Genomic DNA, 19,221 nt, shown 5'->3' on the forward strand with positions numbered 1-19,221 from the left:
CGATTTTGGCCCAGGCCAATCAGCAGCCGTCCATCGCCCTGCAACTGCTCAAGTAGTGATGGGGGAGCGCCATGGACAGTGTGGTCAACCTGCTTGACGTGGGTACGTCAAGAGAGCGCGTGGAGGGCGGAATGCGTTCCGGCACCGCGCCACCCGGTCGCTTCCGGGCGTCCGGCGCGTCGTTCGACAAAACGCTCCAGGAGGTGGAGCAGGCACGCGCCGCGGTCGAACCGCGTGCCGAGGAGTCGCGCAAGGTCTCTCTCAAGAGCCTTGCCGAGGAGATCACCCAATCCTTGACCGGATTCAACAACTTGAGATTCGGCATGGATCGGGATCTCAAGCAGGTGGTGGTCAAGGTGGTCGATCAGGGCACCGACAACGTGGTCCGGCAGATACCGGGCGACCGCATGGTGGATCTGGTCAAGCAGATGCGCGATCTGGAGGGGATGCTCTTCGGCGGCGCGGTCTGATCCGTCTGACGGGGGGGAGCCTTCCTCACCCCCTCGTGCGGGGAACGCCGGTCGGGCGTTCCCCGCGAGAACCCGAACGCACCGGCAAGGCCAAGGAATTGGCGTTGCCGGTGTTTGTTTGAGCGGGGCAGGCTTGCCGGGCACCTTGAAAAGGGGGTGCATACATGCGTTTGCCGCTGGATCGGGTATTGCATCGGTGATGGAGCCCTTGTGAAGGGTGGTTGACGTGAGATACAATGTATCGCACGTCAAAACCGTTTTCGGGAGGGATCATGAGTACGACGAGCATGGTGCATGTACGCGTGGATGAGCGACTGAAACAGCAGGCTGCCGAGACCTTGGCCGCCATGGGACTGTCGGTCTCCGACGCGGTGCGGGCCTTTTTCGTGTGCGTGGTGGCGGAACAACAGTTGCCGTTCACGTTTAAGGTGCCCAACGCGGAAACGCGCGCGGCCATGCGCGAAGCCGAGGAGATGGTCCGTACCCGCCAGGATCGATTCCTGACGGCCAGCGAGCTGCTCGATGACCTCGACAAAAACCGCTCAAGCTAAACGCACCAATCTTCCCAGAGCCGCGGATTACACCCAGGCGTTTCAGAAGGATTGGGAACGGTTGTCGCGTTCCGGACGCTATGACTTGTCGCGTCTCAAGGCGGTGATGCTCCACCTGATTGCCAACGAGGTCCCGTTGGGAGCGGAGTGGCGCGATCATGTCCTGGGGGGTGACTGGGCGGGATACCGGGCGTGTCACATCGGCGGGGATTTCTTGTTGGTGTACCGGTTGGACGAACGTGGAAAAACCGGTTTGATCCTCTTCGTGCGCGCCGGAACGCATGCCGAACTGTTTGTCTGATCGACCCTCACACCATCTTCTTCAACCGGTACAACATCTCCAGAGCCTGACGAGGCGACAGGGCATCGACATCGAGGGCTTGCAGCTCGACGACGACCGGCGGATCGGTCTCGGCGAACAGACTCAACTGACGTGACGGCTCGGGGGCGCGGGTCGGGGTGCGTTTGCCGGTCGATGAGCCGGCGACCGGTGCGCCACGCGCATCGGGGTTTCCTCCTTCCGGAGCCTCCTGGGAGGCTTCGAGGTGGGTGAGGATCTCGGTGGCGCGTCGTGTCACCGACCGGGGCAGACCGGCCAGCTGGGCGACGTGGATGCCGTAGGAGCGGTCCGCCGCACCCGGTGCGATGGCGTGCAGAAACAGGATCTCCCCCTTCTCCTCCTTGACCGTCACGGTCAGGTTGAACAGTCCGGTCAATTGCCGTTCCAGCTCGGTCAGTTCATGGAAGTGGGTGGCGAACAGGGCGCGACAGCGGATGGCGGAGTGCAGCCGTTCGATCACCGCCTGGGCGATCGCCAGGCCATCCCGGGTCGAGGTGCCCCGTCCGATCTCGTCCAGGATCACCAGGGAGCGTTCCGTGGCGTGGTTGAGGATGTAGGCGGTTTCGGTCATCTCCACCATGAAGGTGGATTGTCCGGCGGCCAGATCGTCGGCGGCGCCGACCCGGGTGAAGATGCGATCGGTCAGACCGATGCGCGCCTCGTCCGCCGGCACGAACGCGCCGACATGGGCCAACAGGGTGATCAGGGCGGTCTGACGCATGAAGGTGGATTTGCCGCCCATGTTGGGACCGGTGATCAGGGCGAGGCGGTTCTCCTCGGCCTCCAGATCGGTATCGTTGGGGGTGAAGCGGTCCAGACCGGTCAGCCCCTCGATCACCGGATGGCGACCGCGACGGATGTGGATGCCGGTGCCGGCGTTGATTTCCGGACAGCAGTAGCCGAAGCGATCGGCCCGATCGGCGAAGGCGGCCAGCACGTCGAGGGCGGCCAGGGCCTGGGCGGTGCGTTGCAGATGCGGGGTGTCGGCAGCCACCGAGCCCAGCAGCTCGGTGAACAGCGCCGACTCCAGGAAGACGGCGCGCTCCTCGGCGTTGAGGATCTGCTCTTCCAGCTCTTTCAACTCCGGGGTGACGTAGCGCACCGTGTTGGTCATGGTCTGCTGGATGCGGTAGTCGTAGGGGATTTTGGCGGTCTGGGTGCGCGGCACTTCCAGGGTGTAGCCGAAACTCTGATGGTATTTGATTTTGAGCGAACCGATTCCCAACCGTTCGCGTTCGCGCTGTTCCATCTCCCCGAGCACCCCCTTGGCATCCACGCTCAGAGCGCGGCAGGAGTCGAGTTCGGCATGCATCCCGGCGCGGATCACCCCCCCATCGATGAGACGCAAGGGCGGATCGTCGCTTAAGGTGGTGGTCAGGCGTTCCAGGAGCGCCTCATGACCGGCCAGTCGCTGGGCGATCTCTGCCAGACGGGGCGGGAGGGGCTCCGCGGTATCGCGCAGGGTGGCGTTCAAGCGGGGGAGGCGTCCCAGCGAATCGCGCAACGCCGCCAGATCGCGGGGTGAGGCCCGTCCCATGGCCACCCGACCGATCAGCCGCTCCAGATCGGAAATCCCCTTGAGTTCATCGCGGAGCGCCTCGCGGGCGGTGGCGCGGGCGATCAGCCAGGTCACCCCGGCCTGACGGGCGCGGATGCGGGTTGGATCCTGCAACGGATGGTTGAGCCACTGGGCGAGCAGGCGTCCCCCCATGGCGGTCACGGTCTGATCGAGGGCGCCGATCAGACTGCCGCGGCGCTCGCCGTGGCGCAGGGTGGCCATGATCTCGAGATTCCGGCGACAGGTGTCGTCCAGGATCATGTGCTCCCCGGAGCGGGTGCGGGTCAGGCCGGTGACATGGGCCAGGGCGGCCTTTTGGGTCTCCTGGCAGTAGCGGATCAGCGCCCCCGCCGCCGTGGTGCAGACCGGGGAGTCGGCGATGCCGAACCCTTCCAGGGTGAGAGTGCCGAAATGTTCTTTCAGCAGATCGGCGGCCTGGTGCGGTTCGAACTCCCATTCGGCGCGTCGGGTGATGCGTTCGGGTGGCAGGTTCAGCTCTTCGGGAGGCTCCCAGCCGCGTGGCAGCAGGATCTCTGCCGGATCGAGGGCCGAGAGCGCCGCCGCCGCGGCATCCCACGAGCCGGGCGCGCCCACCTGGAACTGGCCGGTGGAGAGTTCGAGGGCCGCGATGCCCGGTCCGCCCTTTTGACGTGGCGCGGCTGGGGCGATGGCCACCAAAAAATTATCCAGACGCGGGGAGAGGAGATTCTCCTCGGTGAGGGTGCCGCGCGTCACCACGCGCACCACTTCGCGTCGCAGCGGACCCTTGTTGGCGCCGGGGGGTTCCATCTGTTCGCAGATGGCCACCCGGCAGCCGGCCAGGATCGCCTTCTTGAGGTAGTCGTCCACGGCCCGTGCCGGCACGCCGGCCATGGGGATCGGCTCTCCCGCCGACACCCCGCGCTGGGTCAGCGTCACATCCAGGATGGGGGCGGCTTTTTTGGCGTCGTCGTAAAAGAGTTCGTAGAAATCCCCCATCCGGTAGAAGAGCAGGGTATCCGGATAGTCGGCCTTGATGGCCCAATACTGGGCCATCGCGGGCGTGTGCGGGGGCGTGGTCATGTGCGGATGGCGTAGATCAATCCGGGCGGCAGGATCAGTTCGGCCTGGTCGGGGATCTCCAGACAGACGCACCCTTCGGGGGGCGGGGTGAGGGCGATGCCGGCATAATCGGCGAAGCGGTTGTCCGGGGTGCGGATCCAGGCCGGAATGGGGACGTGACGGAACTGCCCCACCGGTTTGCCCTGTTCGACGATCGTCCAGGGGAGTTTGTGCAGGATGATGCGACCACTCGGACGGGCCGGTTTGGTGGAGAAGAGCGTTCTGGCCGGTTCACCGGCCATGGGTTGCGGTCCGGGCGCGGGTTGCGGGTTGGCCGGAGGACGCGGTTTCGGGGTCGCGGGATGTCTGGGCGGCGCGGCCTGGGTCGGTGGTGCGGGCGAGGCTGCCGGCGGGGGCGTGGGGGCCCGTTCCATGGGGGTATCGGCAGGGGGCGGCGGTTGCGTCGGTGGCGCGGCACCACGGTTGCGGCGCAGCACATGCCAGATGTAGGCGAAGAAGGCCAGCGTGAAGAGCAGGTCCGAGGTGAAGTTCTCGCTCTCGCGCTGGTTCAACAGTCCCAGGACGAGAAAAACGGCCATGGCCGTCAATAACAGGAGTCGCAGTTGGTTCACGTTGGCATCCTGACCAGGGTTGCCGTGGAGCGTCAGCATGGTCGTTCCACGGGTGGGGGAGAGGAAACTCCACCCATCAAGCTTTAAGTTCGCGGCGGACGATGCGCACGCCGTTGACCATAATCTAATCCTTTCCGATCCGCACTGCCAGTCTCTCCCGCAAAAAGGGCGGTTCGTTCAAGGCCGGGCGGTCCGGGAGGCGTCGCGGGGATCGGTCTTCTCCGCTTCGCTGGGGAACAGGGCGGCGCGCACATCGGCGATGTGCGGGCGACCGGGCAGAATCGATTCGGCCTGACGGATGTACTCCCGCGCCTTGTCCGGATCGTTGCCGAAACGTTTCGCCAGACTCAGGAACCGGTCCACGATCTCCTCCAGCCCCGCCTTGGCGTCGGCGTTCTCCGGCTCGATCTCCAGCACCGCCCGGAACCGTGTCAGGGCATTGCTCTCCTTGGGTTGGATCAGGCGCCATTCGTCGAGATCCGCGCGCCCCAGTTCCAGAAGACGGGCGACGATCTGCCGGATCCGGGCGGCGGCCTCGGCGTTCAGGGTTTCGGATTGCAGGAGCTTTTGATAAAGCTCCAGGGCGTTGCTCCCCTTGGGACGGGTCAGGCGATCCTCCTTGAAATGATCCTCGGCATCGCGCATCAGCTCCTTCTCCTCGCGCTGTTTTTGCAACTGGGCGCGCTTGGCCTGACGTTCGCGGGCGGCCAGCTCCTTGGGATCCGCCTCCTTGACCGCCGACCCCCTGGATTCCGCCTCCCGGGTGGCGACGGCCTTGGACTCGGGCTCCTTGACGGGGCTCTCCCTGGAGGTTGCCTCCCTGGCCGGGGTTGGCGTGGCGTGACGTTCCGACGGTGCCACGTCCGAGGTGACATGGGTGGTCAGGGATGCCACCAGTTCGTGTGTCTTGCTGGCGGATTGCGCGTCGGTGGCGCCGCTTTTGTCGCCCGACGACGCGCCCTTGCGCAGAGCCGTGGGAGGTGGAGGTGGCGTGGGCAGGCTGTCGAGGGTCAGATCGACCACCGTGTCCTCGTTAAGCTCCAGGTCATACGAGACCGGGCTGAAATGCTCTTTTTCCAGGCGCAGGGCATGCATGCCGATCTTGACGCGACCCACGGTGAACGGGGTGGTGCCGAGTTTCTGTCCGTCGAGGAAGATGGTGGCGCCGGGAGGTTTGGTTTCGATGCGCAGAAGCAGGGTTTCGGAGGGGTTGCCTTCGGTTTCCGGAGACGGAGGCGCGGGCAGATTCGCCATGGGTACGGCGGCTTCGGTGCCGATTGGCATGGCCGCGCCAACGGAGGAGTCGGACGGGGAGGAGGGGGCCGCCATCGGAGGGGTCGCGACCGCCAGCCACAGGGTCATGGCGGCGAGCATCGCGCCGCCGCTCATCGAAAACAGACGCGCGCGCAGACCGGTCACAAACGATAACCGCGCGAGAGAGAGTGTGAGTAAGCGTCGTATCATGGCGTTCATGGTTGGATCCTTCCCCTGTTGATCGAACCTCTCATGCCAAGGGTGTGCCATCCTGTCTAACATAACGGGATTTCAATGAAATGTCAGGAAATTTTTTATGAATTCAAAAAGAATCGCGCATAGGGCGTGGCGTGGGTGTCAATAATCGGCTATTTTGGATGGATTCCATGGAGATTCAGAGCCCATTGTCGAAAAAAGGTTCCCAGAATGATCGATACTTTTCCCAATCCCTGCCCACAACGCGACTACCGGATCGACATGACCTGTCCGGAGTTCACCTGCGTTTGCCCCAAGACCGGTCAGCCGGATTTCGCCGAAATCCGCATCGCCTACATCCCGGATGCTTTGTGCGTGGAGTTGAAGTCCTTGAAGATCTATCTGTGGGGCTATCGGGATCAGGGGGCCTTTCACGAAGCGGTCACCAATCGGATCCTGGATGATCTGGTGGCCGCGGTCGCTCCGCGCGCCATGACCGTCACCGGCGCCTTCAACGTGCGCGGCGGCATCACCACCGTGGTCACCGCCCACCACGGCGCGTCCATGGGGTCGTTCCAGCTCTGATCCTCTTGGGTTGTTCAAGAAAACGGGGAGCCGCGGCTCCCCGTTCGTGCCTGAAAAACCGCTGGGCGGGTTCGGATCACGCCTCCTGCTGGCGCTGCTGCAACTGCTGCTGATACAACGCCATGAAGTTGATCGGATCCAGCACCACCGGCGTATAACCGCCCTCGGTCACCAGGCTGGCCACCACCTGGCGCGCAAACGGGAAGATGATGTTGGGACACTCGATCCCCAGCATGGGAGCGATGTGCTCACGGGGGATGTTGCGCATCAGGAACAGACCGGCATAGGTGACATCGACCAGAAACAGAGTCACCTCGCCCACCAGCACCTTGACGGTGATGTGCAGGGTCGCCTCGAAGTGCTCCGGTCCCTTCTGGGTGGCATTGCTCTCCAGCTGGTACTCGGTGCGCGGCTCGCCGGGGTCGCGAAAGCTCTCCGGCGCGTTGGGGTTTTCGAAGGAGAGATCCTTCAGATAGAGCTTCTCGACGCGAAAAACCGGTTGACCGGCGGGCGGGGTTTGGGTGGATTCGTCCGACATGGATGTTTCTGCCTTGCGTTAGGGGTGATGGATCCTTGGGGATGTCTGGGGATCGACTGGGTTGAGAACCGGCCCCACTTATGAGCGCCGTATGATCGCAAGTCAAGAGTTCCCGGAACCCTGAAGCTCCTTGGGCAGGGGAAAGGCGAGATGCTCACGGGAGACCGCCAGGGTCTCCACACGGTCGATGCGCTCTTTCAAGTGTTCGAGCAGCTCATCGATGAGAATCTCCGGGGCCGAGGCCCCGGCGGTCACCCCCAGCCGTTCCACCCCCTCCAGCCACGCCTCTTGCACGTCCCGAACCGATTCGATCAGATGCGCCCGCGTGCCGCACCGCTCCGCCACCTCGCGCAGCCGGTTGGAGTTGCTGCTGTTGGGCGCGCCCAGCACCAGGATCAGGTCGCACTGTTCGGCCAGGGATTTGACCGCGTTCTGACGATTCTGGGTGGCGTAGCAGATATCTTCGCGGGTCGGTCCCAGAATGTCCGGAAAGCGGTTCTTGAGCGCTTCGATCACCCCGGCGGTTTCGTCCATCGACAGGGTGGTCTGGGTGACGTAGGCCGTGGGCGTGGCCGGTTCCAGGGGGAGGGCGTCGATCTCCTCGACGCGGCTGATCACCGACATCCGCCCCTCCGGGAGTTGACCCAGGGTTCCTTCCACCTCCGGATGGCCCTTGTGACCGATGAGGATGACGTGTCGTCCCTCGTGGTCGCGCCGTTCCGCCTCGCGATGCACCTTGGAGACCAGGGGGCAGGTGGCGTCCAGGATGCGCAGCGGGCGACGGTTCCCCGCGGACTCCACCGCCTTGGAGACCCCGTGCGCGGAGAAGATCGCCACCGCGCCATCCGGGATCTCGTCGAGTTCATGCACGAACACCGCCCCCTTGGCCCGCAGGGACTCCACCACCCAGCGGTTGTGGACGATCTCGTGGCGCACGTAGATCGGCGGCGAAAAGGTCTCCAGCGCCTTCTCGACGATGGCGATGGCCCTCTCGACGCCGGCGCAGAAGCCGCGCGGTTCAGCGAGCAGAACGATCATGGGGGACTCCGCGATCGGTGGAAGGCATGGGAATCATCGCTTGACCGGAGGGGGATTGGGACCCGAACTCGGGATACGCGGCACTTGTACCACTCGGCGCGGCGCGGGTGGCGGTGGAGTCGGTGGCGGTTTGCCCCTGGTTGCTCATGAGGGCGTCCGATCGTTTTTCTTCTGTCCGAACGGGGCGTTCGGAGGGGCATACAGGTTCCGGTAGGTGACACCCACACCATCGCGAATCTCCCGAAGCGGAGGGGGCGTTGGCGGTGGTGGGATCTGTTGTTTGATCGGTTCGTTCTTAGGCGGCGCAGACATGATTTTCTCCAGTCAATTGGATCGAACAGGCACTGGCTTTCTGGCTTTGTATGGGTGCAGACTTGTTCAGTTCACCGGTACTGGGCTTCAACTATATCTTGGATAATTGAGATTTGGTACTTGATGACTAATATTTAAGTAGAGCACCGTCATATAAAATCTTAAAGATGCAATATGACAGCAGATACGAGATGTTAAATTATGATTGTATGTGCTCACAATAAGTCGGAGTGGTCGGAGCCCAGTGCCGGTTTTCTCATCCAGTTGGAATCTCTCTTTATTGACCAACTGTATGAATCGGTTCTATCCGGTTATCGTCGTTCATGTTTTCAGCCCCCCGGTCAGGCGACTCGGGTTGTCGAGTCCTTCGGCGAGCAGATGGGCTTTCAGACCTGCGATGATTTCGCCCGCGATCAGGGGGGTATGGAACAGGGCCGTGCCCACGCCGAAGGCCGAGGCGCCGACCAGCATGAACTCCACCGCGTCGCGTGCCGTGGCGATGCCGCCTTGGCCGATGATCGGGATGTCGTGCGGCGCCGCGACTTCGTGGACCCGCCACACTTGCAGCAGGGCTGCCGGTTTGATCGCCGGGCCGGAGAGTCCCCCTTGGATGTTGCCGAGGATCGGGCGTCCCGAGTGCCAATCCACGGCCATGCCCATATAGGTATTGACCGCGGACAGCATGTTGGTACCGGATTCGATCACCGCGCGGGCGATGATGCGGATATCGGTGACGTTGGGGGAGAGTTTGGTGATCAGCGGTTTGCTGGTCGCCTGGCGGACGGCCTGGACCACCCGTGCGGCCATGATTGCATCCGAGCCGAAGGCCACGCCTCCCTCTTTGACGTTCGGGCAGGAGATGTTGATTTCGATGGCGGCCACGGGTGAGTTGTCGAAAATTCTGGCCACTTCGGCGTACTCTTTCACCGTGGAGCCGGCGATGTTGGCGATGAAGCGGGTGGGGAGGTTTTGGATGCGCGGCAGGATGGCATCCACCACGTGGCGGGCGCCGGGGTTTTGCAGGCCGATGGCGTTGAGCATGCCGGCTGGGGTTTCGGCCACCCGTGGGGGAGGGTTGCCCTCCTTGGGGTTCAGGGTGGTGCCTTTCAGGCAGATCGCGCCCACCGAGGTGAAGTCGAACCCATCGACGCGGGTCAGTTCTTCGCCGAAGCCGGCGCAGCCGGAGAGCAGCATCAACGGATTGGCGAGGGTCATGCCGGCGAGGGTGACTTGGAGAGTGGGTTCCATGGTGTGCTACCCAATCGAGGGATGGGTTGAAAGGTTCACGGGGGTCCGGGGGCGATTATCGCCCCCGGCGGAGGTTCGGAGGCAGAGCCTCCGAGGTGTTGCTTTTGACTTTTTGCTTTTGACTTTTTGTTTTTGACTTTTTGACTTTGTTTTTTAGCGCGCTTTACAAAAAAGCGTTTTTTCGCGATTTTTGCGAAAAAACGCTGCGCGCAGCCTTGGATGCGGGACCGTTTTGCGCTTTTGGCAAAACGGTCCCGCGAACATGGCCCCAAACAGGCCGCCGCAGGCGGCGATCATTTTTGAACAGAGTCCCAAACAGGCCGCCTCAAGCAGCATGCGTGAACAGAGTCCCAAACAGGCCGCCTCAAGCAGCATGCGTGAACAGAGTCCCAAACAGGTCGCCTCAAGCGGCGATCATGCGTGAACAGGGGGCCCGGAACTCGGTTGGCAAGGGTGTTTCCTCTTCGTGAGCAATTCGCCCTGGTTCGTTGCCAAAAACCGGCAACGAACCAGGGCACATGAGACCCGCGCGCTGCGCCTTTTTTCGCAAAAAACGCGAAAAAAGGCTTACCGAGTAAAGCGCGCGAAAAGCAAAGACAAAAACCCGCGCGCTGCGCCTTTTTTCGCAAAAAACGCGAAAAAAGGCTTACCGAGTAAAGCGCGCGAAAAGCAAAGACAAAAACCCGCGCGCTGCGCCTTTTTTCGCAAAAAACGCGAAAAAAGGCTTATCGTGTAAAGCGCGCGAAAAGCAAAGACAAAAGAAACGGATGAGGGAAAAGTCAAAGGCAAAGTCGTGGGACGCTGTCCCACCCCCTGCCGGGGACCTTCGGCCCCCGGCCCCCCGCAAACGTTTCAGGCTCGAACGGGGCTCCGCCCCGGCCCCCGGCCCCCCGCAAACGTTTCAGGCTCGAACGGGGCTCCGCCCCGGCCCCCGGCCCCCCGCAAACGTTTTCAGACCCGCACGGGACTCCGCCCCGCCGGCCATCCCCGGCCCCACCCTCAACCGTGCCCGTGCCCAACCGTGAACGCAACACCCTCCTTGTCCAACAACACCGCCAAATCTCCCAGAATCTCCTCCAACCGCGCCTGACTCGTCGCCTCGGCACGCGCCACCAGAATCGGTTGCGTGTTCGATACCCGCAACAACCACCATCCGTCCGTCACCCGCACCCGCGCGCCATCCATGTCCGACAAGGCCGCGCCAGCATCCCGCAAACGGGTCAATACGCGCTCCATGATCACAAACTTCTGCTCGTCCGGACACGGAATGCGCAACTCCGGCGAGGCATGCATGACCGGCAGATCGTTCAACTCCTCCAACAACAAACCTTCACGCGCCACCGCCAACTCCAACAACCGCATCGCGGCATACAAGGCGTCGTCAAAACCATAATAACGGTCGGCGAAAAAGAGATGGCCGCTCATTTCGCCAGCCAACGGCGCACCCGTCTCCCGCATCTTGCTCTTGATCAGCGAATGCCCGGTCTTCCACATGATCGGCTCGCCACCCGCCTTGGCCACGGCGTCGAACAGACGCTGCGAACACTTCACATCCCCAATCACCGCCGCACCCCGATCCCGGGCCAGAATGTCCCTGGCAAACAGAATCATCAACATGTCGCCCCACAGAATACGACCCTGGGCATCCATGGCGCCAATGCGATCCCCGTCGCCGTCAAAGGCGATCCCCAGTTCCGCGCCGGTCTCCCGCATGCGCGCGGCCATCATCTCCAGATTCTTCGGCTCGGTCGGATCCGGATGGTGGTTCGGGAAGGTGCCGTCCACCTCGGCGAACAATACCTCGCCGTGAATCCCCGGCAGACGCCGCAGGATCTCGCCGGCCACCACGCCGGTGGCGCCGTTGCCACAGTCGAAGATCACCTTCAAGGGACGACCGGGATGAAAATCCCGACAGATCCGTTCCACATAGGTGGCCAGGATCTCCTGCTTCTCGGCGGAACCACCGGGAAGGGCCGGAAAGTCCCGCGCCTCCAGACGACGCTTGAGCGCCTGGATCTCCACGCCGTAGACCGGACGCCCGGCGCGCATCATCTTGATGCCGTTGTGATCCGGCGGGTTGTGACTGCCGGTGATCATGATGCCGGCATCGGCCTTGAAATGGTGGGCCGCAAAATAGAGCCCCGGCGTGGGGGTCAGCCCCACGTCGATCACCCGCATCCCGCCCAACACCAATCCGTCGATCAGACCCTGGGCCAGAACCGGCGAGGAGATGCGACCGTCCCGACCCACGGCGACGGTCAGATTGGCCTGTCGCCCCTCGGCGCGCAGATGGGCGGCAAAGGTTCGACCCAGATCGCGGAACAGCTCGGGCGACAGATCCTTGCCCATCACGCCGCGAATGTCATACTCCCGAAAAATGAATGGATTGACGACGATCATGGTGTCCTAGCGTCCCACGCAGACGTAATGGAAACCCGCCCGACGCATCGCGGACGGATCGTAGATGTTGCGGAAATCACAGAACAGATACCGCCCGTCCGGACGGGCGCGCATCCCGGCGCGGATGGCGTTGAGATCCAGGTTGCGGAACTGGTTCCATTCGGTCAGGATCAGCACCAGATCCACCCCCTGGCAGGCCGCGTAGGCGCTGGCCGCGAAACGCACCCCGCCACCGGGGAAGTTCTCCTCGGCGGTGCCGCGGATCTCCGGATCAAAGGCGACCATTTGCGCCCCCAGTCGTGCCAGTTCCGGCACGATCACCCGCGAGGGGGAGTCGCGCATGTCGTCGGTGTTGGGCTTGAAGGTGAGACCGAGCACGCCGATGGTCAGACCGGCCAGCTCACCGTCCACCGCCTTGACCACCTTGTCCACCATGCGATGCTTCTGTTGGGTGTTGGCCTCGATCACCGCCGCGACGATGGTCATCGGCTCCTGATGATCTGCGGCGGTGCGCACCAGGGCCTGGGTGTCCTTGGGAAAACAGGAGCCGCCGTAACCCGGTCCGGGATGCAGGAACTTGCCGCCGATGCGGCGATCCAACCCCATCCCCTTGGCCACGTGGTGCACGTCCGCGCCCACCGATTCGCACAGGTTGGCGATCTGGTTGATGAACATGATCTTGGTGGCCAGAAAGGCGTTCGAGGCGTATTTGGTCAACTCGGCGGTGGGGATGTTGGTGATCAGGATCGGCGTTTCGATCAGGTACAAGGGACGGTAGAGACTCTTGAGCACATCCACCGCCCGTTCGTCCTCCACGCCGATCACCACCCGGTCCGGACGCATGAAATCCTCGATGGCCGACCCCTCGCGCAGAAACTCCGGATTCGAGGCCATGGCGAAATCCGCTTCGGGGTTCTCCTGACGGATCAGCTCGGCGATGCGCGCGCCCGTGCCCACCGGCACCGTGGATTTGGTCACCACCACCGTGAATCCCTGGATGTGCCGGGCGATCTCCTTGGCCGCCGCGAATACGAACTGAAGATCCGCCGCGCCGTCGCCACGTCGCTCCGGGGTGCCCACCGCGATGAAGACCGCTTCGCTCTCCGCGACCGCCTTGCCCAGCTCGGTGGTGAAACTCAACCGTCCCGCCACGGTGTTGCGTTGCACCAGCCGGTCGAGACCGGGTTCGAAGATCGGAATGGTCCCCTCCCGCAGGCGTTGGATTTTCCCCTCGTCGGAATCGACACAGGTGACGTGTACCCCGAATTCGGAAAAACAGGCCCCGGAGACCAAACCCACATATCCGGCGCCGATCATGGTGATGCGCATGGTGATTTAGGATCCTTGCTTGGTTTGAAGAGGTGTCAACCCTGACTCGCGACCAGATCGCGCAGGAAGGGCAGCAGCCGTTCGCGCAGTTGCGGACATTGCAGGGAGAGGGCGGTGTTGGCCATCTGGAAGCCCACCTTGTCGCCGCAGTCGTAGCGGATGCCACGGAAGCGGAAGGCGAAGACGGATTGCTGCTCCAGAAGACCGGCGATGGCATCGGTGAGCTGGATTTCGCCGCCCACCCCCTGATGGCGCCGCTCCAGGTAGTTGAAGATCTCCGGGGTGAGGATGTAGCGCCCGATGACCGCCAGGTTGGAGGGTGCGGCGGCGGCGAGGGGTTTTTCCACCAGTCCGGTCACCTGGAAGCAGCGGTTGGCCTCGGAACGGGTATCCAGTTCCTTGTCGAGCGGAGCGACGATGCCGTACTTGTTGGTCTGATCGGCATCGACCGGCATCACCGCCACGATGGAGGATTGACGCTGTTCGAACTGGCGGGCCATCTGCCGCAGCACCGGTTCGCCATCCGCGACATCGATCAGGTCGTCCGGGAGGATCACGGCGAACGGTTCGTCGCCGACCACGTTGCGACCACACCACACCGCGTGTCCCAGACCCAGGGGACGGTTCTGGCGCGTGAAGAGCAGGTTGCCCGCCGCCGCGGGGATGGTGGATTTGGCTTCGGCCAGCAGGTCCAGCTTGCCGCGCGCGGTCAGGGTCTCTTCCAGCTCCGGGGAGTGGTCGAAGTGATCCTCGAGGATTTTCTTGCCGCGACCGGTGATGAAGACGATTCGTTCCATGCCTGCGGCCCAGGCCTCCTCGACCGCGTACTGGATCAACGGTTTGTCCACGACCGGGAGCATCTCCTTGGGCATGGTCTTGGTGGCGGGCAGAAAACGGGTTCCCAGGCCCGCCACCGGAATCACGACGGTACGAAGTTTCATCATCAGTTGTTCTTGGCTCCCTGATTGACCCAGTTGCGCAGGATCTCGATTTCGCAGGCGGTGAGTCGTTTGCGGTTGTGGGGCATGCGGATGCCGGCCCGTCCCTCGACCAGGACGTTGAGGTTGCTGACCATGGCATTGCCCGGCACCACCACGGGTCCGAAGCGGGTTCCCTGCATCAACCCTTCGTAGGTTTCGAGGTTGAGACCCGAGAAGGCCAGACCCGGCGCGCCGGCCTTGTGGCACTCCAGGCAGCGGTTCTGGAGAATGGGGAAGACATCCTCGGCGAAACTGACCCGACCGCCCCCGCCCGGCGCGTTGGCCGCCGCGCCACCCGGAGCGGCTGCCTGGGACGGATTGGCCAAGGTCATGCCCAAGCCGAGCAGGGCGGCGACCGACCAGAGGGTGAATCGAGTACGCGTGCGCATGGTAATCCCCTATGAATTGGTTTTGTTGAAGGCTATGCCGCTTCGATCGATGCACGGGTCGTCGCATGGGACCGCATCTCGTCGATCCCGATGGCGGGGCTCCCGACTCGCCGCCATCCGTGAAACGTTCCCATGGTGATCCATGGGTGAAATACTAGCATGGTTTGCGCGTTCGCGCGACGGCATTTGTACGGACCGGATGGTGTTTTTCGCGGCCTGGGCCGCGCGTCACGGGGCGGGAAAGCTCTCCGCGAGCCGGCGGGAAAAGGCCTCGATCTCGAGCGGACGGCTGAAGAGATATCCCTGGAACTGATCGCACCCCTCGTTGCGCAGAAAGGCGAGTTGTTCCGGGGTTTCGACCCCCTCGGCCACCACCTTGAGCCGCAGGCTGCGACCCAGGGCGAGGATCGCCGTGACGATGGCCGCGTCGTCGGAGTCGAGGGTCAGATCGCGCACGAACGACTGGTCGATCTTCAACACGTCGATGGGGAGTTTTTTCAGGTAGGTGAGGGAAGAGTGACCCACCCCGAAGTCGTCCACGGCGATGGTCGGGCCCAGGGACTTCAGACGGGTCAGAATGGCCACGATGTCGTCGAGATTCTCCATCATCAGGGTTTCGGTCACTTCGAGTTCCAGGGCATCGGGAGGGAGCCCGCTCTCCTCGAGGGCGGCGCGCACTTCGTCCAGGAGATCGGCCTGCCGGAACTGGCGGATCGACAGATTCACCGCCACCCGCAGATGTTCGAAGCCGGCATCGTGCCATTTTCTGGTTTGCAGGCAGGCCTGCTTGAGCACCCGCGATCCCAACGGCAGGATCAATCCGCTCTCCTCGGCCACGGGGATGAATTCCGCCGGCGAGATCATCCCATCCCGGGGGTGACGCCAGCGCACCAGGGCCTCCATGCCGGAGATGCGCTCGGTGCGCAGATCGACCTTGGGTTGGTAGTGCAGCAGGAATTCGTCCCGTTCCAGACCCTGGCGCAGGCTGTTTTCGAGCGCCAGACGCCGTTCCGCCTCGGCGCCCATGGCCGGGGCGTAGTATTGACAGTTGTCGCGTCCGGCGGTCTTGGCGCGGGCCACCGCCATGTCGGCGTTGCGGATCAGAAGATCGGCCTCGTCCCCATCCTCCGGACAGAGGGTGACCCCCATGCTGGCGGTGACGAACAGTTCCTGGTCGTCGATGTAGAAGGGTTTGGCCAGGGCGTCGGCCAGCTTGCGCACCACCACCCCCACATCCTGGGAGTTGCGGATGCCGCGCAGGATGAAGCCGAAGGTGTCTCCGGCCAGACGGCTCACCGTGTCCCCCTCGCGCACGAAATGGCGCAGACGCTCGGCCACCCCCTTGAGCAGACGGTCGCCGACCGTGTGACCCAGGCTGTTGTTGAGGTTCTTGAACAGATCCAGATCGAAGATCAGCACCATCACCTTGTCGTCGCTGCGTCCGGACTGGCCGATCGCCTGCCGCAGACGGTCGTGGAAAAGGGCGCGATTGGGGAGTCCGGTGAGGCTGTCGTGGTAGGTGCGGAAGTGCAACGCCTCCTCGCTGCGCTTGATGGCGGTCAGATCCTGGAACACGGCCACGAAATGGGTGATGGTCTGGGTGCGGTCGCGGATGGCGGTGATCGTCTCCCACACCGGATGGGCCTCGCCGTTCTTGCGACGGTTCCAGATCTCGCCGCGCCAGGAACTGGTCTCGCCGAGCAGGTCGTGCCACAGACGGGAATAGAAGCATTCGTCGTGGATCCCGGATTGGAGCATGGCCGGGGTGTTGCCCAGCGCGTCGTCCGCGTCGAAGCCGGTGATCACCGAAAAGGCCGGATTCACCGAGACGATCCGTCCGCGCCGATCGGTGACCATCACCCCCTCGACCGCGTTCTCGAACACCTTGGCGGTGAGCAGCATGTGGGATTCGGCCTCTTCCATCGCCCCCTCGAAGACCGAGGCGGCGATTTTCAGACGTTGTTCGGCCTCGCGCTGCTCGGTGCGGTCGTGCATGGTGCCGGCCACGCGCATCGGCTTGCCGTCGGCGTCGCGGATCACCTCGCCCATCTCGTGGACCCAGCGGATTTCGCCGTTCGGACGCAAGACCCGGTGATCGAACTCGAAGGGGGTGAGTTCAAGCAGCGCGTGTTGGATGGTCTGCTCGACCCGTGCCCGGTCCTCGGGGTGGGAGATGGAGAGAAAGGTCTCCAGGGCGCCATGAATGTCGGAGTGCATGGGAATGCCGACGATGCGGCGCGCCTCTTCCGAGCAGATCATCGCGTCGCGGGCGATGTCCCACTCCCAGTTGCCCAGATGGGCGATGCGTTGCGCCCGCGCCAGACTCTCCCGTTCGCGGCGCAGCGAATGGACCAGATGTTCGATGGTCTTGAGATCGCGCCAGGCGCGCAGGGCCACGGTCACCGCGGTGATCAGCTTCTGGCTGGTCAGATCGCTTTTGTCGCGGTAGTCGTTGATGTCGTATTCGGTGATCACCCGCGGTTCCGGGGCCTGTCCGGCCTGTCCGGTGCGCAGAATGATGCGCACGAAGCCGTTTTTCATCACCTCGCGCACATGGCGCACCAGATCGAGGCCGGCCTGATCGGTTTCCATCACCACGTCGAGCAGCATCACCGCGATTTCCGGATTGGCTTCGAGAATCGGGATCGCCTCGGCGGCGGAGTGGGCGCTGGCAAAGGTCAGTCCCGCGCCGGCGAAGGTCAGGTCGCGCAGCACCATGCGGGTGAGGGCGTGGATGTCGGTATCGTCATCGACGATCAGAATCGTCCATGGCCCCTGGGTGCGACGCGGACCGGGATCCTGGGTGCAGGGGGCCGGCGTCGGATGCTTCGTCGGGTCGGAAAGCAACAGCTCGATGGGATGCCGGTCGGTCATGAATGCCTTGTCACCCAGTGAATCGGGTCGATTTTTCTTCGATCGCGACGTGTTGCATGAAGGCTGATCGGCCATGGCCGATCAGTCCAACGAATATTGGGAACGGATCTCATCCGGTAAGTATACGGCCAAATACCATTCTTTACAAATTTGATTTGACTTTTGCAAGTATATGCGCGATCATTTTCGATAATTTTCATGCTCCGAGAATCCGACGATCGGCAATCGAGCGATACCGGTGTGAACATCATCGTGCGAATGGGGAACTCATTATGACCGTTTTTTCGTCTGTCAAGCGTCGCGTCGCGCGGGCCGGTCGGCCCTGGATCCTCTCCCTGGCGGCCATGCTGCTCGTCGCGCCGCTGATGTCCGGCTGCATGGACAGCCGTGCCCAGCAGGGAGCTGGAATCGGCGCGCTGGGTGGAGGTCTGGCCGGCAGTCTGATCGGCCCTTCCAAGAACAAGGAACAGAACGCCTTGATCGGCGCGGCCATCGGCGGCCTCATCGGCTACACGGTCGGCAACGAAATGGACAAGAACGACAAGGCCCGTCTCAACAACGCCCTGGAGACCATGCCCACACGCCAGACCACCACCTGGGTCAACCCGGATACCCGCGCCGAATACGCCGTCACCCCGCAGGCCCCCTATCAGGTCGATGGCCGCGACTGCCGCCAGGCCGAGATCTCCTCGGTGATCAACGGCAAGCGCGAGACGGTCGTCAAAACCGCCTGCCGTCGTCCGGATGGTCGCTGGGAAATTTGAATCGCCCGCAAGGGTGACCGGAGCGGGGGTGCCGAACCATCCCCTTCCGACCATCCTCCCCTGGTCGTGGTGGATCCATGAAAAACCGTGTCACGTTCCGGCGTGACACGGTTTTTTCGTCTCCATTGTCATAAATTGTCATAATCTATGCAATAAACGGAGGAAGCGATTCCCATCCGTCGCATCCGCCGTCAGGAAGCGGTGCGACACTGCTCGGAGCAGAAGAGATGGTCCCCGCGCACCAGGGCGTTTTCCGGCGGGATCAGGGTGGCGCAGCGTTCGCAGCGCACCAGCTTCGAACCGCTTCCCGCGGGTGGGGCGTTGAGCGCATCGTTGGCCGGGGCGATGAAACGACGCACCAGTCGATAGATCAGGTAACCGGCGGCGATGGCCAGAAGAAAACGAAGCAGTAGCATGCGACCTCCTTGAAATTCAGTGGATGAGACGATCCGGCGCGCCGAGAGCGCGCTTTTTTCAAAGAAGCCTTTTTCGCCTCTTTTGCGAAAAAGGCGCCGCGCGTAGCCTTCGCGAGCTTCGGTTCCGCTTTTTATCGTGGAACTCCCGTAAGGAAGGGTGAGGGGGTTCTCCCCCCATCCTGCACGTTTACCGTGGAACTCCCGTAAGGAAGGTCCACGGTTGGGGTGAGGGGGTTCTTCCCCCATCCTGCACGTTTACCGTGGAACTCCCGTAAGGGAGGTCCACGGTTGGGGGGTGAGGGGGTTC

18 protein-coding genes are annotated in these 19,221 nt (G+C 63.1%); 6 read left to right on the plus strand and 12 right to left on the minus strand.

What is annotated here, in order from left to right; translation table 11 throughout:
- Positions 1-71 precede the first annotated feature (71 nt).
- From ACV4UY_RS14925 to ACV4UY_RS14935, 3 genes are all read left to right on the plus strand, one after another.
- The gene (locus tag ACV4UY_RS14925) at positions 72-470 is read left to right on the plus strand and encodes a flagellar protein FlaG (RefSeq protein ID WP_420906528.1); all 399 of its coding nucleotides are present in this window, start codon (positions 72-74) and stop codon (positions 468-470) included.
- A gap of 272 nt (positions 471-742) precedes the next feature.
- Positions 743-1,021: a type II toxin-antitoxin system RelB/DinJ family antitoxin gene (locus tag ACV4UY_RS14930; protein WP_491608373.1), complete on the plus strand. Its 279-nt coding sequence runs from the start codon at positions 743-745 to the stop codon at positions 1,019-1,021.
- Positions 993-1,322, plus strand: coding sequence for a type II toxin-antitoxin system YafQ family toxin (locus tag ACV4UY_RS14935; protein WP_491608374.1), 330 nt, complete (start codon positions 993-995; stop codon positions 1,320-1,322). The genes ACV4UY_RS14930 and ACV4UY_RS14935 overlap by 29 nt, the downstream gene beginning before the upstream one ends.
- Positions 1,323-1,329: 7 nt before the next feature.
- Here the strand turns inward: ACV4UY_RS14935 and mutS are convergent, their stop codons facing one another.
- The 3 genes from mutS to ACV4UY_RS14950 form a co-directional block, all read right to left on the minus strand.
- The gene (mutS, locus tag ACV4UY_RS14940) at positions 1,330-3,981 is read right to left on the minus strand and encodes a DNA mismatch repair protein MutS (RefSeq protein ID WP_491608375.1); all 2,652 of its coding nucleotides are present in this window, start codon (positions 3,979-3,981) and stop codon (positions 1,330-1,332) included.
- The gene (locus ACV4UY_RS14945) at positions 3,978-4,631 is read right to left on the minus strand and encodes a hypothetical protein (RefSeq protein ID WP_491608376.1); all 654 of its coding nucleotides are present in this window, start codon (positions 4,629-4,631) and stop codon (positions 3,978-3,980) included. The genes mutS and ACV4UY_RS14945 overlap by 4 nt, the downstream gene beginning before the upstream one ends.
- A gap of 138 nt (positions 4,632-4,769) precedes the next feature.
- The gene (locus tag ACV4UY_RS14950; protein ID WP_491608377.1) at positions 4,770-6,065 is read right to left on the minus strand and encodes a PEGA domain-containing protein; all 1,296 of its coding nucleotides are present in this window, start codon (positions 6,063-6,065) and stop codon (positions 4,770-4,772) included.
- A gap of 207 nt (positions 6,066-6,272) precedes the next feature.
- On the opposite strand from ACV4UY_RS14950, the gene queF reads away from it, so the two are divergent.
- A complete protein-coding gene (gene queF / locus ACV4UY_RS14955) occupies positions 6,273-6,626 on the plus strand; it encodes a preQ(1) synthase (protein ID WP_491608378.1) in 354 nt (117 codons plus the stop codon).
- Between the two features lie 76 nt (positions 6,627-6,702).
- Here the strand turns inward: queF and secB are convergent, their stop codons facing one another.
- The 3 genes from secB to ACV4UY_RS14970 all read right to left on the minus strand — a co-directional run bounded on the left by secB (position 6,703) and on the right by ACV4UY_RS14970 (position 9,762).
- On the minus strand, positions 6,703-7,164 hold the full coding sequence (gene secB / locus ACV4UY_RS14960) for a protein-export chaperone SecB (protein WP_420906533.1): 462 nt from the start codon (positions 7,162-7,164) through the stop codon (positions 6,703-6,705).
- A gap of 102 nt (positions 7,165-7,266) precedes the next feature.
- Complete coding sequence (ispH, locus tag ACV4UY_RS14965; protein WP_491608379.1) at positions 7,267-8,202, minus strand: 4-hydroxy-3-methylbut-2-enyl diphosphate reductase; 936 nt, start codon at positions 8,200-8,202, stop codon at positions 7,267-7,269.
- 633 nt (positions 8,203-8,835) lie between these two features.
- Positions 8,836-9,762 (minus strand): dihydroorotate dehydrogenase, encoded by a 927-nt coding sequence (locus ACV4UY_RS14970; RefSeq protein ID WP_491608380.1) that lies wholly within the window; start codon positions 9,760-9,762, stop codon positions 8,836-8,838.
- Positions 9,763-10,228: 466 nt separating this feature from the next.
- On the opposite strand from ACV4UY_RS14970, the gene ACV4UY_RS14975 reads away from it, so the two are divergent.
- On the plus strand, positions 10,229-10,498 hold the full coding sequence (locus tag ACV4UY_RS14975; protein ID WP_491608381.1) for a hypothetical protein: 270 nt from the start codon (positions 10,229-10,231) through the stop codon (positions 10,496-10,498).
- A 263-nt stretch (positions 10,499-10,761) separates the two neighbouring features.
- Here the strand turns inward: ACV4UY_RS14975 and ACV4UY_RS14980 are convergent, their stop codons facing one another.
- The 5 genes from ACV4UY_RS14980 to ACV4UY_RS15000 all read right to left on the minus strand — a co-directional run bounded on the left by ACV4UY_RS14980 (position 10,762) and on the right by ACV4UY_RS15000 (position 17,734).
- Entirely contained in the window at positions 10,762-12,162 is a 1,401-nt protein-coding gene (locus ACV4UY_RS14980) for a phosphomannomutase/phosphoglucomutase (RefSeq protein ID WP_491608382.1), read from the minus strand.
- A gap of 6 nt (positions 12,163-12,168) precedes the next feature.
- The gene (locus ACV4UY_RS14985) at positions 12,169-13,491 is read right to left on the minus strand and encodes a UDP-glucose dehydrogenase family protein (protein WP_491608383.1); all 1,323 of its coding nucleotides are present in this window, start codon (positions 13,489-13,491) and stop codon (positions 12,169-12,171) included.
- Between the two features lie 35 nt (positions 13,492-13,526).
- Positions 13,527-14,435 carry a UTP--glucose-1-phosphate uridylyltransferase GalU gene (galU, locus tag ACV4UY_RS14990; RefSeq protein ID WP_491608384.1) on the minus strand — a complete coding sequence of 303 codons (909 nt, stop codon included), beginning with the start codon at positions 14,433-14,435 and terminating at the stop codon, positions 13,527-13,529.
- On the minus strand, positions 14,435-14,860 hold the full coding sequence (locus ACV4UY_RS14995) for a c-type cytochrome domain-containing protein (protein WP_420906539.1): 426 nt from the start codon (positions 14,858-14,860) through the stop codon (positions 14,435-14,437). The genes galU and ACV4UY_RS14995 overlap by 1 nt, the downstream gene beginning before the upstream one ends.
- A gap of 228 nt (positions 14,861-15,088) precedes the next feature.
- Positions 15,089-17,734, minus strand: a complete 2,646-nt coding sequence (locus ACV4UY_RS15000) for a two-component system response regulator (protein WP_491608385.1) — start codon at positions 17,732-17,734, stop codon at positions 15,089-15,091.
- A 272-nt stretch (positions 17,735-18,006) separates the two neighbouring features.
- Between ACV4UY_RS15000 and ACV4UY_RS15005 the strand changes: the two genes are divergently transcribed.
- Complete coding sequence (locus ACV4UY_RS15005) at positions 18,007-18,498, plus strand: RT0821/Lpp0805 family surface protein (protein WP_491608386.1); 492 nt, start codon at positions 18,007-18,009, stop codon at positions 18,496-18,498.
- A gap of 191 nt (positions 18,499-18,689) precedes the next feature.
- Here ACV4UY_RS15005 and ACV4UY_RS15010 read toward each other — a convergent pair whose 3' ends face one another.
- Positions 18,690-18,914 (minus strand): PP0621 family protein, encoded by a 225-nt coding sequence (locus ACV4UY_RS15010; RefSeq protein ID WP_491608387.1) that lies wholly within the window; start codon positions 18,912-18,914, stop codon positions 18,690-18,692.
- Positions 18,915-19,221: the final 307 nt, after the last annotated feature.

The sequence above is a fragment of the Candidatus Magnetaquiglobus sp. genome (genome assembly GCF_058402785.1).

Bases quoted from the DNA above. Each gene is read 5' to 3' on its own strand.
- ACV4UY_RS14925 (WP_420906528.1), top strand. From the start codon at position 72: ATGGACAGTGTGGTCAACCTGCTTGACGTGGGTACGTCAAGAGAGCGC.
- ACV4UY_RS14930 (WP_491608373.1), top strand. From the start codon at position 743: ATGAGTACGACGAGCATGGTGCATGTACGCGTGGATGAGCGACTGAAA.
- ACV4UY_RS14935 (WP_491608374.1), top strand. From the start codon at position 993: ATGACCTCGACAAAAACCGCTCAAGCTAAACGCACCAATCTTCCCAGA.
- mutS (WP_491608375.1), bottom strand. From the start codon at position 3,981: ATGACCACGCCCCCGCACACGCCCGCGATGGCCCAGTATTGGGCCATC.
- ACV4UY_RS14945 (WP_491608376.1), bottom strand. From the start codon at position 4,631: ATGCTGACGCTCCACGGCAACCCTGGTCAGGATGCCAACGTGAACCAA.
- ACV4UY_RS14950 (WP_491608377.1), bottom strand. From the start codon at position 6,065: ATGAACGCCATGATACGACGCTTACTCACACTCTCTCTCGCGCGGTTA.
- queF (WP_491608378.1), top strand. From the start codon at position 6,273: ATGATCGATACTTTTCCCAATCCCTGCCCACAACGCGACTACCGGATC.
- secB (WP_420906533.1), bottom strand. From the start codon at position 7,164: ATGTCGGACGAATCCACCCAAACCCCGCCCGCCGGTCAACCGGTTTTT.
- ispH (WP_491608379.1), bottom strand. From the start codon at position 8,202: ATGATCGTTCTGCTCGCTGAACCGCGCGGCTTCTGCGCCGGCGTCGAG.
- ACV4UY_RS14970 (WP_491608380.1), bottom strand. From the start codon at position 9,762: ATGGAACCCACTCTCCAAGTCACCCTCGCCGGCATGACCCTCGCCAAT.
- ACV4UY_RS14980 (WP_491608382.1), bottom strand. From the start codon at position 12,162: ATGATCGTCGTCAATCCATTCATTTTTCGGGAGTATGACATTCGCGGC.
- ACV4UY_RS14985 (WP_491608383.1), bottom strand. From the start codon at position 13,491: ATGCGCATCACCATGATCGGCGCCGGATATGTGGGTTTGGTCTCCGGG.
- galU (WP_491608384.1), bottom strand. From the start codon at position 14,435: ATGATGAAACTTCGTACCGTCGTGATTCCGGTGGCGGGCCTGGGAACC.
- ACV4UY_RS14995 (WP_420906539.1), bottom strand. From the start codon at position 14,860: ATGCGCACGCGTACTCGATTCACCCTCTGGTCGGTCGCCGCCCTGCTC.
- ACV4UY_RS15000 (WP_491608385.1), bottom strand. From the start codon at position 17,734: ATGACCGACCGGCATCCCATCGAGCTGTTGCTTTCCGACCCGACGAAG.
- ACV4UY_RS15005 (WP_491608386.1), top strand. From the start codon at position 18,007: ATGACCGTTTTTTCGTCTGTCAAGCGTCGCGTCGCGCGGGCCGGTCGG.
- ACV4UY_RS15010 (WP_491608387.1), bottom strand. From the start codon at position 18,914: ATGCTACTGCTTCGTTTTCTTCTGGCCATCGCCGCCGGTTACCTGATC.